Source organism: Rhodococcus sp. RS1C4 (genome assembly GCF_002258225.1).
GTDB lineage: Bacteria > Actinomycetota > Actinomycetes > Mycobacteriales > Mycobacteriaceae > Rhodococcoides > Rhodococcoides fascians_E.
The window spans coordinates 83,875-99,510 of record NZ_NOXZ01000035.1 but is presented as its reverse complement, the minus strand read 5'-3'; the positions used below and the strand labels follow the sequence as shown (position 1 = coordinate 99,510).

Annotated in this window: 16 protein-coding genes and 1 pseudogene; 13 read left to right on the top strand and 4 right to left on the bottom strand. The window is 64.7% G+C overall.

The window, feature by feature from the left end:
- From CH289_RS18505 to CH289_RS18475, 7 genes and pseudogenes are all read left to right on the top strand, one after another.
- A pseudogene (locus CH289_RS18505) lies at nucleotides 1-254 on the top strand (pentachlorophenol monooxygenase); the annotation flags it as partial.
- 75 nt (nucleotides 255-329) lie between these two features.
- The gene (locus CH289_RS18500) at nucleotides 330-683 is read left to right on the top strand and encodes a VOC family protein (RefSeq protein WP_020113014.1); all 354 of its coding nucleotides are present in this window, start codon (nucleotides 330-332) and stop codon (nucleotides 681-683) included.
- Between the two features lie 197 nt (nucleotides 684-880).
- Entirely contained in the window at nucleotides 881-2,293 is a 1,413-nt protein-coding gene (locus CH289_RS18495; RefSeq protein WP_020113013.1) for a dicarboxylate/amino acid:cation symporter, read from the top strand.
- A gap of 58 nt (nucleotides 2,294-2,351) precedes the next feature.
- Entirely contained in the window at nucleotides 2,352-3,476 is a 1,125-nt protein-coding gene (locus CH289_RS18490; protein WP_256977335.1) for a hypothetical protein, read from the top strand.
- 192 nt (nucleotides 3,477-3,668) lie between these two features.
- On the top strand, nucleotides 3,669-4,394 hold the full coding sequence (locus CH289_RS18485) for an excalibur calcium-binding domain-containing protein (RefSeq protein WP_094728352.1): 726 nt from the start codon (nucleotides 3,669-3,671) through the stop codon (nucleotides 4,392-4,394).
- A gap of 95 nt (nucleotides 4,395-4,489) precedes the next feature.
- A complete protein-coding gene (locus CH289_RS18480; RefSeq protein ID WP_094728351.1) occupies nucleotides 4,490-5,794 on the top strand; it encodes a T3SS (YopN, CesT) and YbjN peptide-binding chaperone 1 in 1,305 nt (434 codons plus the stop codon).
- 27 nt (nucleotides 5,795-5,821) lie between these two features.
- Nucleotides 5,822-6,490 (top strand): NUDIX hydrolase, encoded by a 669-nt coding sequence (locus CH289_RS18475; RefSeq protein ID WP_094728350.1) that lies wholly within the window; start codon nucleotides 5,822-5,824, stop codon nucleotides 6,488-6,490.
- Between the two features lie 26 nt (nucleotides 6,491-6,516).
- On the opposite strand, the gene CH289_RS18470 is transcribed toward CH289_RS18475, so the two are convergent.
- From CH289_RS18470 to CH289_RS18460, 3 genes are all read right to left on the bottom strand, one after another.
- Entirely contained in the window at nucleotides 6,517-7,026 is a 510-nt protein-coding gene (locus tag CH289_RS18470; RefSeq protein ID WP_094728349.1) for an O-acetyl-ADP-ribose deacetylase, read from the bottom strand.
- A gap of 1 nt (nucleotide 7,027) precedes the next feature.
- The gene (locus CH289_RS18465) at nucleotides 7,028-7,963 is read right to left on the bottom strand and encodes an ADP-ribosylglycohydrolase family protein (RefSeq protein WP_019666693.1); all 936 of its coding nucleotides are present in this window, start codon (nucleotides 7,961-7,963) and stop codon (nucleotides 7,028-7,030) included.
- A gap of 65 nt (nucleotides 7,964-8,028) precedes the next feature.
- Nucleotides 8,029-9,039, bottom strand: a complete 1,011-nt coding sequence (locus CH289_RS18460) for an FAD-dependent monooxygenase (RefSeq protein WP_019666694.1) — start codon at nucleotides 9,037-9,039, stop codon at nucleotides 8,029-8,031.
- Between the two features lie 53 nt (nucleotides 9,040-9,092).
- On the opposite strand from CH289_RS18460, the gene CH289_RS18455 reads away from it, so the two are divergent.
- From CH289_RS18455 to CH289_RS18440, 4 genes are all read left to right on the top strand, one after another.
- The gene (locus CH289_RS18455; RefSeq protein WP_094728348.1) at nucleotides 9,093-9,674 is read left to right on the top strand and encodes a TetR/AcrR family transcriptional regulator; all 582 of its coding nucleotides are present in this window, start codon (nucleotides 9,093-9,095) and stop codon (nucleotides 9,672-9,674) included.
- 80 nt (nucleotides 9,675-9,754) lie between these two features.
- Nucleotides 9,755-10,771 (top strand): AurF N-oxygenase family protein, encoded by a 1,017-nt coding sequence (locus tag CH289_RS18450; RefSeq protein ID WP_020113006.1) that lies wholly within the window; start codon nucleotides 9,755-9,757, stop codon nucleotides 10,769-10,771.
- Nucleotides 10,772-10,832: 61 nt separating this feature from the next.
- A complete protein-coding gene (locus CH289_RS18445; RefSeq protein WP_176460152.1) occupies nucleotides 10,833-12,383 on the top strand; it encodes an FAD-dependent oxidoreductase in 1,551 nt (516 codons plus the stop codon).
- Nucleotides 12,384-12,479: 96 nt separating this feature from the next.
- Complete coding sequence (locus CH289_RS18440; protein ID WP_033187826.1) at nucleotides 12,480-13,742, top strand: DUF2786 domain-containing protein; 1,263 nt, start codon at nucleotides 12,480-12,482, stop codon at nucleotides 13,740-13,742.
- 3 nt (nucleotides 13,743-13,745) lie between these two features.
- Here the strand turns inward: CH289_RS18440 and CH289_RS18435 are convergent, their stop codons facing one another.
- Nucleotides 13,746-14,738 (bottom strand): isopenicillin N synthase family dioxygenase, encoded by a 993-nt coding sequence (locus tag CH289_RS18435; protein ID WP_020113003.1) that lies wholly within the window; start codon nucleotides 14,736-14,738, stop codon nucleotides 13,746-13,748.
- Between the two features lie 81 nt (nucleotides 14,739-14,819).
- On the opposite strand from CH289_RS18435, the gene CH289_RS18430 reads away from it, so the two are divergent.
- Together CH289_RS18430 and CH289_RS18425 are read left to right on the top strand one after the other, a co-directional pair.
- Nucleotides 14,820-15,155, top strand: coding sequence for an ArsR/SmtB family transcription factor (locus CH289_RS18430; RefSeq protein ID WP_019666700.1), 336 nt, complete (start codon nucleotides 14,820-14,822; stop codon nucleotides 15,153-15,155).
- Nucleotides 15,152-15,619: an SRPBCC family protein gene (locus tag CH289_RS18425; protein WP_094728347.1), complete on the top strand. Its 468-nt coding sequence runs from the start codon at nucleotides 15,152-15,154 to the stop codon at nucleotides 15,617-15,619. Before CH289_RS18430 ends, CH289_RS18425 begins: the two co-directional genes overlap by 4 nt.
- Nucleotides 15,620-15,636: the final 17 nt, after the last annotated feature.

Sequence of the window (15,636 nt, the reverse complement as noted above, 5' to 3'; positions counted from 1 at the left end):
GGGTGGCGGAGTACGAGGAACTGGCAGCTGACGCCCTCTCTGCGGCACACGGCCTGCTCGACGCCTACCTGGTGGTCGCCGAGCGGGTCGACTCGACGTTGCCGGTGATCGTCGACGCGCAGGGGCAGTTTCGCGACGCGTATTCGATTGCCGGTCCCGAGGTGTTCGTCGTGCGGCCCGACGGGTACCTGGGCCACCGGGGATCTCCCGAAACCGCGGCGGTCGTCGGCTATCTGAAAGGCACCTTCGCCTGAGATCGATGACTTCGCACGCCGGCGCGGGTCTTCATAGGTGTACGAAGCACAGTTCTCCTGACGAACGGACACCTCATGGCCATCGAACACGTACTCGCCGTCGTACCGGTGACGGACATCGACGCAGCCGAAACGTGGTACTCGTCGTTCTTCGGGGCGCCTGCCACCAACAACCCGATGCCGACCCTCGTCGAATGGAAGGTGACCGATGTCGGGTGGGTGCAGGTCACCGTCGACGACGTACGCGCAGGCACCGGTCTGCTGAATTTCGGGATCGACGATCTCGACGCTCACCGCGCGGAACTCGCATCCCGAGGTATCGACGCCGGTGACGTCGTCGACGCGAACAAAGGCGTTCGGTTGTCGACGGTTCTCGACCCCGACGGCAACACCATCACCCTCATCGGCGGGTTCCGGGTCGACTACTGAACCCGGGCGCACGTTCGAGGTCGAATCAACTGGGAGTAATCTCCAGTAAGTGATGCCGCTCCTGACCAGTCGACGCTACGTCGACCTGCGCCTACAAGCGAGCTCTCTCTGTCTGTGACCGAGTCGTCTCGGCGTCGCATTCTCTGATTCGAAGGGCTTCTCCGCCCTCACCTCTTTTCCTGTCGAAAGGCATCTTCATGTCTGCGCCCAGTACTACGCGCGCGTCCCGCATACCCACGTGGGCAAAATCCTTCGGGCCTCAGATCGTCGCCGGGTTGATCCTCGGCGTCGTTCTCGGTCTCATCGCACGATCGATGCCCGACGCGGCCGACGGTAACGAGAACTGGCTGGTCGGCACCGTCGCCACCATCGGGTCGAGTTACGTCAAGCTGCTCACCGTCGCAGTCGTGCCGCTGGTGTTCACCGCCATCGTGTCCTCGATCGCGAATCTTCGCCAGGTAGCCAACGCTGCCCGGTTGGCGGTCCAGACTTTGTTGTGGTTCGCGATCACCGCGTTCATCGCCGTGATCATCGGAATCGTCATCGGTCTGGTCGCTCAACCGGGTTCACGCACCGGCGTCGAAGCGACGTCCGCGAAGGACCCGAGCAGTGTCGGTTCCTGGTGGTCGTTTCTGACCGGGCTGGTACCGAACAACTTCTTCGCGCTCGGGTCGAAGACATCGGTCACCACCGAAGCTGCCGGTGACGGAATCGCCAGCACAGCAACCACTTCGCTGAGCTTCAACATTCTCCAGCTTCTCGTGATCGCGGTCGCCATCGGCATCGCGGCGTTGAAGATCGGCGAGAAAGCGGAGCCGTTCCTGAACTTCAACGCATCGTTGCTCGCGATCGTGCAGAAGGTGTTGTGGTGGATCATCCGGCTCGCCCCCATCGGCACGGCCGCACTCATCGCGAACGCGGTCGCGACCTACGGGTGGGATGCGATCGGTTCCCTCGGCGTGTTCACCGTCGCCATCTACGTCGGCCTGGCCATCGTCTTCTTCGTCGTGTACCCCGTCATCGTTCGTGCGCACGGACTTTCGGTTCGCCAGTTCTTCTCCGGCGTGTGGCCCGCCACGCAGCTGGGCTTCGTCTCGCGCTCGTCGATCGGCACGCTGCCCCTCACCGAGCGCGTCACCGAACGCAATCTCGGTGTGCCGCGTGAGTACGCATCCTTCGCAGTACCGCTGGGCGCCACCACCAAGATGGACGGTTGCGCGGCAATCTATCCCGCCATCGCCGCCATCTTCGTCGCCCAGTTCTACGGCGTCTCCCTCACGTTCACCGACTACCTGTTGATCGTCGTGGTCTCCGTCATCGGATCCGCCGCGACCGCGGGAACCACCGGTGCGACGGTGATGTTGACTCTGACACTGTCGACGCTCGGATTGCCACTCGCCGGCGTCGGATTGCTGCTGGCGGTCGAGCCGATCGTCGACATGGGCCGCACGGCCGTCAACGTGACCGGACAGGCGCTCGTCCCGGCGATCGTCGCCAAGCGCGAGGGCATCCTCGACGAAGCCCGGTACAACAGCCCGCGTAACGGCGACCCGTTCAGCGACGACGACGTCACGCCGCCGACGGACCGCCAGCCGCAGCTGTCGTCCTAGTGACAATGGCTGCGGCGGTGCGCCGAGCGCGTCGTCGCAGCCATTAAACTAGGCGCTCATGGGATCCAAAGGACCGGCAAGCCGGGGGCAGAAGCGCGCAGCGAAAACGAAGGCGCGTGCCCGACGGCATCAATCCGCAGGCTCCGCTGCCCGCACATCCACGATCCCCCATGCCCTGCTGGAACATTTCCACTCCTGGCTCACCGATCGCGACATGGGTGAGCACGCCGACCGCGTCGTGAGCCTGGTGAAGACGACGCTGGGTCAGGTCGACCGGGCCAACCCGGGATTCGTCGTGACCTCCTGGACTCCGAACGACGCCCACTTCATCGTCGACGCCGTCGAGCGGATCGAGGACTCCGATCCGGACAACGGTGCTGCCGCAGCAACGAACATCGTCGTGACGCTGCTCGAATTCCTCACCTTCCTCGACGAGACCGACGCATGGACCGGTAGCGACGAGGACTTCGCGCACTGCATGGAAGACCTCACCGACTTCATCGACAACGATCCGGACGTCCTCGCCCCGGACGACATCGAGTTGCCGCTCGTCGCGCCGGCCGACGAGTCGGCAGCACTGGCCGCACTTCCCGTCGTGGCCGGTGTCGCGGCCTTGGTCGATCGGGTGGGATCCGGTGCCTCGGTGAACGACATTCCCGAACTGTCGACGGCGCTGTCCGAGGAAGGCGAGCACGACCACTCGGACCACGAACCGCAGCCCGAGAACATCACGGCCCTCGACCACTGGGCAGTCGCCTTCGCCACCGACATTCTGGAGACGGACGGCACCCGGGTCGTGCCGGGCTCGGCGGTGGACAGTTTCTCCTCGCGATCCGTCGACGTGCTTCGAGACGTCCTCACCCAGCACATCCGCCACCAACTCAGCATGAGCGAGACCGACGTCTCGATGTCCCTGTCGAACACCTTTGCCATCCAGACCTTGCTCGCGGCTATGACCGAGGACCTGCCCCTCGACAACGCGGACGAGGACTACGAGGGCCTCGAAGGCGAGGACCTGCGGACGGCGCAGTTGATCGACTACCGGATCCGCGCCTTGCAGGAGCAAACCGTACTGGTCTCCGCCGACGACGCATTGACGGTTCCCGAGGCACTGCGACCTGCCGTTCTTGCGGGTGTGTCGCTGGCGGAACCGTTCGGAGATCAGGATCCGGACGACCTGTAACGAACTACGCGGTACGTACGACATGGTGCTCGGAATACAGCACACGGCCCCGTGAAACAGTCCGCGGCAGCCGGATTCTCGCTTCGAGCCCCACCGTCGTACGACAAAGCGATCCGTCGACATGATCGATCGGCCGTCTCGACTGGTCACGGTGCTCACGCGCCACTTTTCCAGCACTCGAGGACTCCCCCCATGACCGATCCTTTCTCCCAGCCCTACGTCTTCCCCGGCGCTGAACGACCCGAGCGACCCCGACCGTTGATCGGCCGGATCATCGCGTGGTGCGCCGCAGTACTCGGCGCGCTGGTCCTCCTCGCGTCCATCGCGGACTTCTCGCTCCCCGGCATCGTGTTCGGACTGTGTGTCGCCGCGGCTGGTGCGCTGTACTTGATCGTCAAGCCCTCCCATGGCCGAGTCGTCTGGGCAACTCCTGCCTTGGCAGCCATTCCCGCGCTCGTCGCCGTCGGCATCGTTGCTCCCACAGCACACTCCGAGGACGTACCCGCCCCGGCGGCGTTCGCTGCACCGGCTATCGCCGAGGTGTCCCCGACGACCACACGACCGACGACCCGCCCGACGACCACACGACCGACGACGACCACTTCCACGGCAACGGTCGCGCCGACTACCACCGCACCGACGACCACCCTCGCGCCTGCTCCCGAGACCGTCACCGTCTATGCGCCTCCGCCCACCACTACCGTGCCGTACGTTCCCGAGCCCGCACCGGTCTACATCGCCGAGCCCGAGCCGGAGTACGTGCCACCGGCCCCCGCGGCAGCGGCGGTTCCGTCGTACGTCTCCTACGCCAACTGCGCCGCGGTTCGGGCTGCCGGTGCCGCACCGATCTACGCAGGCGATCCCGGCTACAGCTCCAAACTCGATCGTGACGGCGACGGCGTCGGCTGCGAGAACTGAGCTCGCCGAACTTGTCGGACCCCACCGATACAGTTCTTGTCGCAGGCCGATTCGGCTGCCGCGCAAGCAATGACGTCAGTGACAAGGGGTGCGCAGTGAACGACAGAAACTTCGATCTCATCGACTTCATCGAGAGTGCGTGGCGCACCTACCAGGCGGATCTCGCCGCGTTCGTCGCGGAGATGCCCGACGGTGAGGAACTGACGTTGAGTGCGGAGTCTGGGGTGGACCGGAGAGACGGGGACTCGCCGTGGATCCGAGTGTCCTCGGGTCCGGATGGAGAGATTGTGTCGGACGCTGCGCTAGGAAGCTACCTCTACGACGGGATCGAGCCGCCGGTGGGCGACGACGAGAAGCTCCGCGAACTGGGGTGGGCCACGCCGGGTGAACGAGACGTCTTCGGAGTGAAAAGCTGCTCCCTGCAGTGCAACCGCACCGACGCGGCTGATCTCGCGGAGCGAATCGTCACTGCGTTCCGGTCCGTCTGGCACGTCACCCACCCGGCGTTCCTGTCCGCAGACGCGGAGGGCGGCAGCGGACGCCAGTTTCGCACCGCCGCCGATCCTCGCCGCACCGATTCCACCGCACTGGTACCGCTGGACATCGATCATCTTCGCGCTCTCATGATCGACACCCTTCGCGCAGCCGGTATCGACATCTCACAGGAAGACAACGGCGACATAGCAATCGGTGGATTCGCATTACCGGTCCACGTGTGTCTCGGTCCGGACGCCACGGCCGTCCGACTGCACGCTCCTCTCGTGACCGGTATTCGGCACTCCACTGCTCTGTCACGCAAGATGGCCTGGCTCGGCACACGATGGAAGGAGATCAACTTCGTCGTTGCGGGTGGGCAGTTGTTCGCAGGTGTCGACGTCACGACGCGCACCTTCGTCCCTCGGCACCTCACTGCCGCCATCTATTCGCTCGGTCTGTTCGCGGACCGCATCGACACCGGGTTCGCGTCCGAGCTGGGCGGCACCGTGTTCGATCCGGACCACACACATCCCGATGCTCTTGCACAGGTCACGTGGTCCGACGACAGTGGAACGCTCGGCACTCTACGGGCCGCGTGCGAGCTGACGGGCGGTCCCGTGGACGCGGCGACTGTCGATGCGTTGTGCCGTCGCCAGGACCTGGCCGAACTCACCGAGCGCGCACTGTGGTCGGCCGAGCGCTTTCGTGGGCACGCCCACCGGCTGGGCGACGAACGCCGTCTCCGAGCCGCGGTCCTGTGCGACAAATTCGCGGCAGCCTGGGAGGACGTCGCTGCGAGCCTGAAGCGCGCCGCCCGGCCTGCACCTGCGCCGGTTCCCCGCGGCGAACAGACCCAGCTGTTCCTCCAGTTCGACCAGCCCTCGTTGTTCGATGTCCGAGTGGATAACTCACCAGCGCGCTAACAGCAGTGGGTACGCTAACATCGACGAATGACCGAGGGCGCGGGCACGACACTGACGGATTACCCACGTCCGTCGGTAGCCGTCGACGTCGCAGTGCTGACCGTGCACGAGTCCGCCTTGTTCGTGGTCACCGTCGACTCACCTCGTGGCCTTGCACTGCCCGGTACCTTCCTTCATCCCGGTGAACGCCTGTCCGATGCAGCGCATCGAGTGCTGCAATCGAAGGCCGGTATCGCGGCACTGCAGTTTCACCAGATCGGCATGTTCGACGCCCCCGACCGCGACGACCGCGGTTGGGTCCTGTCGATGGCGCACGGCGCTGCAGTTCCGTACGACTCGCTACCCATCGGTGTGAAAGTGGTTCGCATCGAGGATGATCGGCCATCACAGCCGTTGGCGTTCGACCACAGCGACATGGTCGTTCTCGCCGTCGAGGACCTGCGCCGGCGGTATGCGTCGAACATCGATCCGTCGCTTCTGCTCGGTGAGGAGTTCACGCTGCTCGAGCTGAAGCAGTTGTACGAGGTGGTGTTCGGGAATCGATTCCCGAAGGACACGTTCAGACGCCACGTGTCACCGGCCCTCGACGGGACCGGTGCGACGTCCGTCGCGGCGGGTGGCCGTCCGGCAGAACTGTATCGACGGAAGGTCGGCGCGGTCCTGCCGGAAACGGCGTCCGCGCTGTTGCGGTCCTAGCCGCAGGATGCGGCCTGTCCGCTGAATCAGCCCAGCAGACGCGTCGTCGTTCGCGCAATGCTGTCGCTGAAGGCGACGAGCGTCACCACGTCCACGGACGTTCGAGCGCCCGTGACGGCGGCGACCTGCTGCGCTACTGCATCGTCCACCGGCCATCCGTACGACCCGCCCGACACGAGCGGAAACGCCACCGTCGACGCGCCGAGCGAATCTGCGACGGCCAAACTGCGCACGTATGCCGATCGCAGGATTGCCGATCGATCCTCGTGTGCCGAATACCGTGGTCCGACAGTGTGAATCACCCACCGAGCCGGCAATCGGCCTCCGGTGGTCGCGACGGAAGCGCCCGCGGCCAAGCCGTCGGGCAGGCTCGTGCGGCGCAGCTCCTTGCACGCTGCGAGGATGTCGGGCCCTCCTGCTCGGTGGATCGCGCCGTCGACACCCCCTCCTCCCAGAAGCGTCGCATTGGCCGCGTTGACGATCGCGTCGACCCGTAGCGTGGTGATGTCGCCGCGAACGACGTCGATGATGGCCATGTCAGACCCCTCCTGTTAGTTCGGCGGCAAGCGTGAGGAGATCCCCGCCGGTCAGGTTCGGGTACCCGTGCAGCATCATCTGCCACTTCTCCGGAACAGCCGATGCACCCCAACGGGCTCCGACGAGTCCTCCGGCGATCGCCGCAGTGGTGTCGGTGTCACCGCCCGCGAGAACACAGAGCTCGAGCGTTCTCACCAGGTGTTTCGGTCCTACCTGCTCGGCTTTCGTTACTGCCCACCATGCCGTCTGCAGCGCGTGGACGACCCACCCGTTGTTTGGGAAGTCCGTCGGGCTCCCGTTCTCGGCCTCGTCGAGCAGTGGCGCCCAGAAGTCGGCCGCGTGTCCGGCGACGTCCAGCCATCCGCGCACGCCGTCGAAGTCTCCGTGCCGGACGGCGTGTGCGATCGCGAACGTCCAGAGCTGGCACGCCTCGCCTGCCCGCGGATCGGAATGCGTGAGTTCACTGATCGATCGGGCTGCGTTCATCAGGTCGTCGGTGGTGTCGTTCAGGTACGCGAGCGCGACGGGGGCCGTGCGCATCAGCGAACCGTTTCCTCCCGTGCGGCCGGTGAGAGTTCCCGCTCGACGTGTCATGTCCGCGGCGGATTCGCTTCGGTACCCGAGTACCGACCGCGTCTGATGTCCGATGTCGGCCGGATCGGTGTCGTACCAGGCGACGAAATTGGCGGCCACGGCATCGAGTCCGGCGCCCTCTCCTGGTTTCGCATCGCGGGCTGCGAGGGCCACTGCAACAGCCATGGATGTGTCGTCGGTCCACTCACCTGGTGCCCAGTCGAACGGGCCGCCGCCGATCATGTCGACGACTGTGCCCGGTGCTGGATGGGTGAACTCGTAGCCGGCACCGAGGGCATCCCCCGTTGCCGTACCGAGTAGCACTCCGGCTGCGCGATCGCTTCGACCGGTCTTCGATGTCACTGCCGAATCTCCTTAGCTCGTTTGTGCGCTTAGATTAGCGCATATTTGAGCTAAACTGCAACAGCTCACCCGATCCTCGCGAGACCACCCGCCAGCAGGTCCCGCGCTCTCGTCCACCGACGAGCAGTTGCGCACGAACCAGCCAACGACGACGCGCGCGAGATCCGGTACGCCCGGCGGCGTCGAGCAGCGTCGTACCTACGCAGAGCGCCGGCGACCGTCTCCTCCTCGACGAGGGAAGAGGCCAGAGCGACCGCATCCAGCAGGGACTCACACGCACCACGGCCCAGATTGGGCGCCATTGCGTGCGCGGCGTCACCGACGAGCGCGACATTCCCACGCACCCACGACTTCATCGACGGGATCATCGCGAGCTCACGGAAATCGCTGCGCTGCTGATCGATTCGCGCAACCACGCCGGACACACCGCCGTGCCACGACGCGAAATGCTCCGCCATCGACTCACCCTCGCCCAGCTCCGTTCGCCTCACAGACGCGAACCAATTCGTGCGACGGCTGTCGTGGGGCGTCGTTCCGAACAGCTTGCCTCGGCCCCACGTCTCCGTCATGGACACACATGGGCCGTCGACGGTCCCCCGCCACGCGACAGCGCCCAACGGAATCGGCGCCCCCTCGGGCCCGAAGACTTCCGACCGGATGGCGCTGTTGATCCCGTCGGCGGCGATGATCACGTCGCACTCGGACACGTCGGACAACGCCTCGACCCGGCGGCCGAACTCCACGACACCTGTCGGACTCGCCGCAGCCAACGCCTCCAGCAGATCCGGTCGAGGAACGAGACGAGCTGAATGCTTCGCGCCCAGACGAGCGATGCACGAACCGTCAGGGCGTAGAAATCGCGCGCCGGTCACTTCGACCGACGCGGATCGAACAGCGTCGCCGACCCCGACTGCATCCAGGGCCCGCAGCGCTTCCGGCCACATCCCCAGAGCCGTACCACCCGCGGACACCTCGTCCGACTTCTCGAGCACACGGACATCCCACCCCGCACCGACCAGAATCGGCGCGGCGGCGAGTCCTGCAATTCCACCCCCGACGATCACCGCTGACTTCATCTTCCGGACACTACTACGATCGTAGTGCCATGGCACTACTTTTATAGTGAGCCATGACCACCCAGCGTCGACACACCGCCGCAGCAGCTCTCGTACAGGTAGGCGAACACGGGCTCCACGGCCTCACGCATCGCAAGGTCGACGCTCGCGCAGGCGTGCCGGCGGGGACCACCTCGAACTACTTCCGCACTCGGTCCGCCTTGATCGCAGGCGTGCTCGAACACCTCGAAGAACTCGACCGGGAGGCGTGGGAGAACGCGTCCGCCACACCCCGACCTCGGTCTCGCGGGGAACTGACGGCAGCGCTGGTCGCATTCGTGGACGACGCGATCGGCCCGCGGCGAACGCATACGACCGCGCGATTCGCACTCTTCGCCGCAGCGGCCGCGGATCCCGAGTTGGCGACAAGGCTCGGCGCGATCCGCGCCCGGATCGTCGAGTGGGCAGAGAGCGTTCTGATCCACATCTCGACCGAGGACACGGCGTCGTGCGCCCGCGCGCTGTGCCACTACCTGGACGGCCTGATCCTCCACAAAATCGCCACTGCGACAAGTTCGAGCACCCTGTCACACACAGATTCGGTGGATATGGGCGTGGCCGTCGACCGAATAACTGCAGGTCGAACCCGTTCTTGAAAGTTACTCGCTAGTAAACTGGATTTTGCTGATACTACGAGTTACATTAAAAACACGTTCGCACCATGTAGGAGGAAGCGATGACACTGACGTCAGAAGACGGCACGATCTCGATCGACCCGGACGCAGAGACCGAGAAGTACAACGAGACTCTGCGCCTTCTGTCCGAGGGCTCGGTGCACAAGCATTTCGACCCGTACGTGGACATCGACTGGGAGTCCCCCGAGTTCGCGGTGACCGAGAACGATCGCCGGTGGATTCTCCCGACCAAGACCGATCCGATCGGTGGGCACGCTTGGTACCAGGCTCTGCCGGAGGACAAGAAGATCGCGATCGGCATGTGGCGCCAAGCCAACGTGGCCAAGGTCGGACTGCAGTTCGAGAACATCCTCATTCGCGGGATGATGCAGTACGTCTTCTCCCTGCCCAACGGTTCGGCCGAGGCGCGGTACTGCACTCACGAGTCGATCGAAGAGTGCAACCACACGCTGATGTTCCAGGAAATGGTCAACCGGGTCGACAACGACGCACCCGGCATGAGTCGGCCGATGAAGATGCTGTCGCCGATCATCCCGTTGTTCGCGTCGATCGCCCCCGAACTGTTCTTCGTCGGCGTCCTCGCAGGCGAGGAGCCGATCGACCACATCCAGAAGAGCGTGCTGCGGTCGGGCGAGGAAATCCACCCGATCATGCAGGGCGTCATGGCCATTCACGTTGCCGAGGAAGCACGCCACATCTCCTTCGCGCACCAGCTGCTGCGTCGTCGCGTACCCAAGATGTCCAAGGTGGGTCGCTTCTTCCTGTCGCTCGCTTTCCCGATCGTCATGCGGGTGCTGTGCGACGCGATCGTCATTCCCCCGAAGCGGTTCTGGAAGAAGTTCGACATCCCGGCGTCGGTCAAGAAGGACCTGTTCTGGGAGAGCGAGGAAGCCCAGCACACGCTGCAGGACTACTTCGGTGACGTGCGCATGCTCGCCAAGGACACCAAGATGATGAGCCGCCCGGCCAAGCTCATGTGGAAGCTGTGCGGAATCGACGGCAAGGCCTCGCGTTTCCGCAGCGAGCCGGACCGTAGCTCCAGCCAGTTCGCCGCCTGATTCTCCCCGTCCTTCACAGCGCCAGTTCTCTCCACAGCAGCGCCTGCCGTCAGGAATTCTCATGCCCCACGTTGTCACCCAATCGTGTTGCAGCGACGCATCGTGCGTCTACGCATGCCCCGTCAACTGCATTCACCCGACACCCGACGAGCCTGATTTCCTGACGGCAGAGATGCTGCACATCGACCCGGCGTCGTGCGTCGACTGCGGGGCGTGCGTGTCGGCGTGCCCCGTCGACGCGATCGTTCCCAAGTCGAAGCTCACCGAGAGTCAGCTTCCGTTCCTCACGATCAACTCCGACTTCTACAAGCAGGAACGGCCGCCGCGTCCGATCCTCGCCCCGGTATCGCCTGCACCAGCAGTCACCAAGGAACGCGAGCCGCTCCGTGTGGCGATCGTCGGCTCCGGCCCGTCGGCCATGTACGCGGCAGACGAGTTGCTGACGCAGCCCGGCGTGAAGGTCGACGTGTACGACAGACTCCCCCAGCCCCACGGTCTCGCTCGCCTCGGCGTGGCACCCGATCACGAGAAGACCCGTCAGGTGTCGCGTCTGTTCGACCAGATTGCCGCGCAGTCCGGTTTCGAGTTCCACCTCGATACCGAGATCGGCAAGGACATCACCCACGACCAGCTGCTCGAGACTCACCACGCGGTGATCTACGCCGTGGGCGCCTCACGCGACCGCGAGTTGACGATCGACGGCGCGAACCTCCCGGGACGGACGTCCGCGACCGACTTCGTCGCCTGGTACAACGGGCACCCGGACCACTCGCACCGCCGGTACGACCTGTCGCACAAGCGCGCCGTCATCGTCGGCAACGGCAACGTCGCTCTCGACGTCGCGCGCATTCTCACCATCGATCCCGAGCGACTCGTGGGCACCAACGTGCCGGATCACGTGGTCAAGACCCTGCGCGAGTCCAAGATCGAGGAAGTGCTCGTCGTGGGCCGACGCGGTGTCGCTCAGTCGGCGTTCACCGTTCCCGAGTTCGCCGGCCTCCTCTCGACCCCGGGCATCGACATCTCGCTGCACCACGACGAGATCCAACTCGATGCCACCACGGCCGCGCTGGCCGACGCCGACGACCTTCCCCACGCCGTCGCGCAGAAGCTGCAGTTGCTGCGTCGCGTCGAGGACACCCCCGGCGGCGACAACAGGCGCATCGTGCTGCGCTACCTGCTCTCCCCTACCCGCATCCTCGGCGAAACCTCGGTCACCGGAGTCGAATTCGATCGGATGACGCTCGAGACGGACGAAAACGGAGGCGTGCGCAGCGTAGCGACGGGCGAGAAGGAAACCGTCGACGCCGGACTCGTGCTCACCTCGATCGGCTACCGAGGCGTCGCGCTTCCCGGTGTGCCCTTCGACGACCGTCGCGGAATCATCCCCAACGACGACGGCCGTGTGCTCGACTCCCCCGATGGTGAGGTCGTTCCCGGAACCTACGTGACCGGCTGGATCAAGCGCGGACCGTCGGGATTCATCGGAACCAACAAGTCCTGCGCGCAAGGGACCGTTCTGAACCTGGTCGAGGACTTCAACAACGGACTGCTCCCCGATCTCGGCGTCGCAACCCCACCCCGCCGACAGTGGCGACTCCGTCGCACGTGAGTGGATTCGATGTCGTAGTGCCCTGATAGAACTTTCGTCGACAGCGTTGCCAGCCCCTCACTGGCGTCGACGACTCTTTCGACGAGGGGAACATTCATGGGCACTTCGGATCTGACTCGCGCCCCGCAGTGGTGGCTCGGGCACAGCAACATCGATATCGACATTCACACTCTGATGACCGCCGGAATCGATCTGGCGTCGAGTCTGCTGACGGACGAGACGGCACTGCACGCCTTCGTCGGTCGGCTCATGGACATCGAGAATCGGCTTTCGGCGGCCCGGTTGTGCATCGAGAGCTCGGTGTTCTCCGCGTCGCTGCTGGAGACGGCGTTCGAGCGTGGGTGGATGCCTGCAGAACTCGTGCACGTCATCGGCCAGGGCGCGGACAAGGCAGCCGCACCGATGCTGGTGGTTCTTCTCGGCGAGCACGCACGGCGCAGTCATGCGTTCTCGCGTGCTCCCCAGGAGTGGATCGGGCAATTGCGCACGCTCGGTGTCGATCCGGGTGCGGAGCTCGCCGGCCTCCGCACCAACCGCCGAGTCACGCCGCACGAATTCTGGACCACTTTCCTGCACCTGAATGCCACCGTCCGCAGGTTGCCCATCATGGAAATGACCGGGCCACCGCCGTCTCGTTGGGGTGAGAAGTCGCCATCCGATCGCGTCAGGTCGGACGAGAAAGTGCTCAACAAGATCCGCGGATTGTTGGCCAAGGCGGAATCGTCGTCGTTCTCGGGAGAACGAGAATCGTTCTCCGCCAAGGCGCAGGAACTGATGACGCGCTACGCGATCGATACCGCGATGGTCGACGCGCGGTCGTCCGACCCCATCGACACCCGTGTCGCCGTCAGAAGATTCACCGTCGACAACCCTTACGTCGATGCGAAGATGCGGTTGTTCTCCTCCGTCGCTCGTCCCAACGGCGTCAGAACCGTTCACTACCGGAGTTTTCAGCTCGTCGCCGCGGTAGGCATGCCCGTCGATATCGACTTGTGCGAGTTGCTCTACACGTCGTTGTTGGTGCAGTCGTCGATGGAACTGGACGCGGTGGGTGTGGATCCGAGCAAGCGCGGCAGAGGTTTTCGCCGGTCGTTCCTGTTCGCCTATGCCCAGCGAGTCGAGGAGCGCATCACCGAGGCATTCCTCCGAGCTCGCACCGAGGCCGGCGAACACTACGGCACCGCCCTGGTCCCGGTCTTCGCCGAACGCGACCGAGCCGTCACGGCGCTGTTCGACGAGATGTTCCCGAAGCTGAAGTCGAGGAAGACCAGCTTTTCCAATCACAGTGGCTGGCAACATGGTCGGGTTGCTGCCGACCGCGCCGATATCACCGGAGGGCGAGAGAAGATCGAGGACTGACCCTCAGTACGCCGAGCCCGGACCGGTCGCCGTGATGCCGTGGTGGATCTCGGCGACATCCGGGTGGGCTCGTGTTCGCGACTTCCATGCGTTCTCGCCGTAGGTCGCGAAGATGGGGTTGGTGGGATCGTCCTCGACGCCCCGGCTTCGAGCGGCGAGTTCGTCCGGGAGTTCGACAATGGGAATCACGGCGTCGAGGGCTGGATTGAGGAAGAACGGAATGGATACTCGGTCGGTGCCCTCGCTGGGCGCGACGACGCGGTGGCGGGTGGCACGCAGATATCCCTGCGTTGCCACTTCGAGGAGCTCTCCGATGTTGACGATGAACGCGTCCTGGACGGGCGGAACATCGATCCACTTGTCCGGCGAGAGCTCCACCTGTAGGCCTCGGGAGTCCGGCTCGACGAGCAGCAACGTCAACACTCCCGAATCCTTGTGCGCACCCACTCCCTGCGGATTCTCGGAGCTTCCGGGGTACCGCACCACCTTGATCAGGGTTGCCGGGTTGTGTGCGAACGCGTCGTCGAACACGCCGGGTTCGGCACCGAGGGCCGTTGCCCATTGTCGTAGCAGCCGCAGGCCTACGTCGGACAGTTCCTGTTCCCATGCTTCGAACGCGGGACGCAGTTTCGGCAGCGCCGACGGCCAGAGGTTCGGACCCTGCAAGTGCCAGTAGCCCTCTGCCCCGTCGACGAGGGCACGTTCGGGGCCGATGTCGATCTGTTCGCGCCAGTCGGTTCGTCCGTTGGTGAGCTCTCCACCGAGACGCGAGTATCCACGGAACTGCGGACTTTTCAGTTGCGAGATCTCGTCCTTGGCGCCGTCGTCCAGGGCGAAGAACTCCCGTGCCAGGCGCAACACCTCTGCGATTCGGGATCCGGACACCCCGTGGCCGGTCAGGTAGAAGAACCCGGATTCGTGGGCGGCGGCGAGCAGATCGGCGCGAAAGCGCACCGGGTCGGAGTCCGCGTGTGTGAGGTCGAGAACCGGAAGCATGCTGTCCAGTATCGAACTCCGCATCGACATCCGCTAATGGTTAGCCCTTGCGCTAACCATTAGACGTTGATAGTTTGCCTTATGGCTCAGTTTTCGCCGACGCTCGATCTCGTCTTCCACGCACTGTCCGATCCCACCCGACGGGCCGTTCTCGCACGCCTCGGACGAGGGCCGGCAAGCGTCGGAGAGTTGGCCGAGCCGTTCTCCATGGCCCTACCGTCCTTCCTGAAACACATTCGCCTGCTGGAGGACAGCGGGTGCATTCTGACCCACAAGACCGGGCGAACACGTATCTGCACGCTCGTCGCGGATCCATTCTCCGCGGTCGAAATGTGGCTCGAGAAGCAGCGTTCCACCTGGGAAGCGCACACCGACCGTCTCGAACAGTTCGTCACCGAAACACAGGAGCCGTCATGACACACACGCAATCCGACCTCGATCTGACCGTCTCTCGGATCATTCGCGCACCACGCACACGAGTGTGGAAAGCCTGGACGACACCCTCCCAGCTGGAACAGTGGTGGGTCCCGAAGCCCGCTACGGCACGTGTCGTCGACCTCGACCTGCGACCGGGTGGATCGTTCGTCACCGAGATCAGTGAGACAGGAGAGACGTTCGGGCCGCACATCGCGGGATGCTTCCTCGACGTCGTCGACGGGGAACGGTCGGTGTTCACGAATGCACTCACTGCAGGCTGGCGACCGGCTACCGACCCGTTCATCACTGCCGTCATCACGTTCGCCGACCACCCGGACGGGACCGAGTATCTCGCGACGGTCATGCACAAGGATGCAGCCACGGCTGCGCAGCACGTCGAGCTCGGTTTTCACGACGGGTGGGGAACCGTCACCCGGCAGCTCGCCGAACTGGCCGAGGCCTGACAGGAAGTCCTCGACCC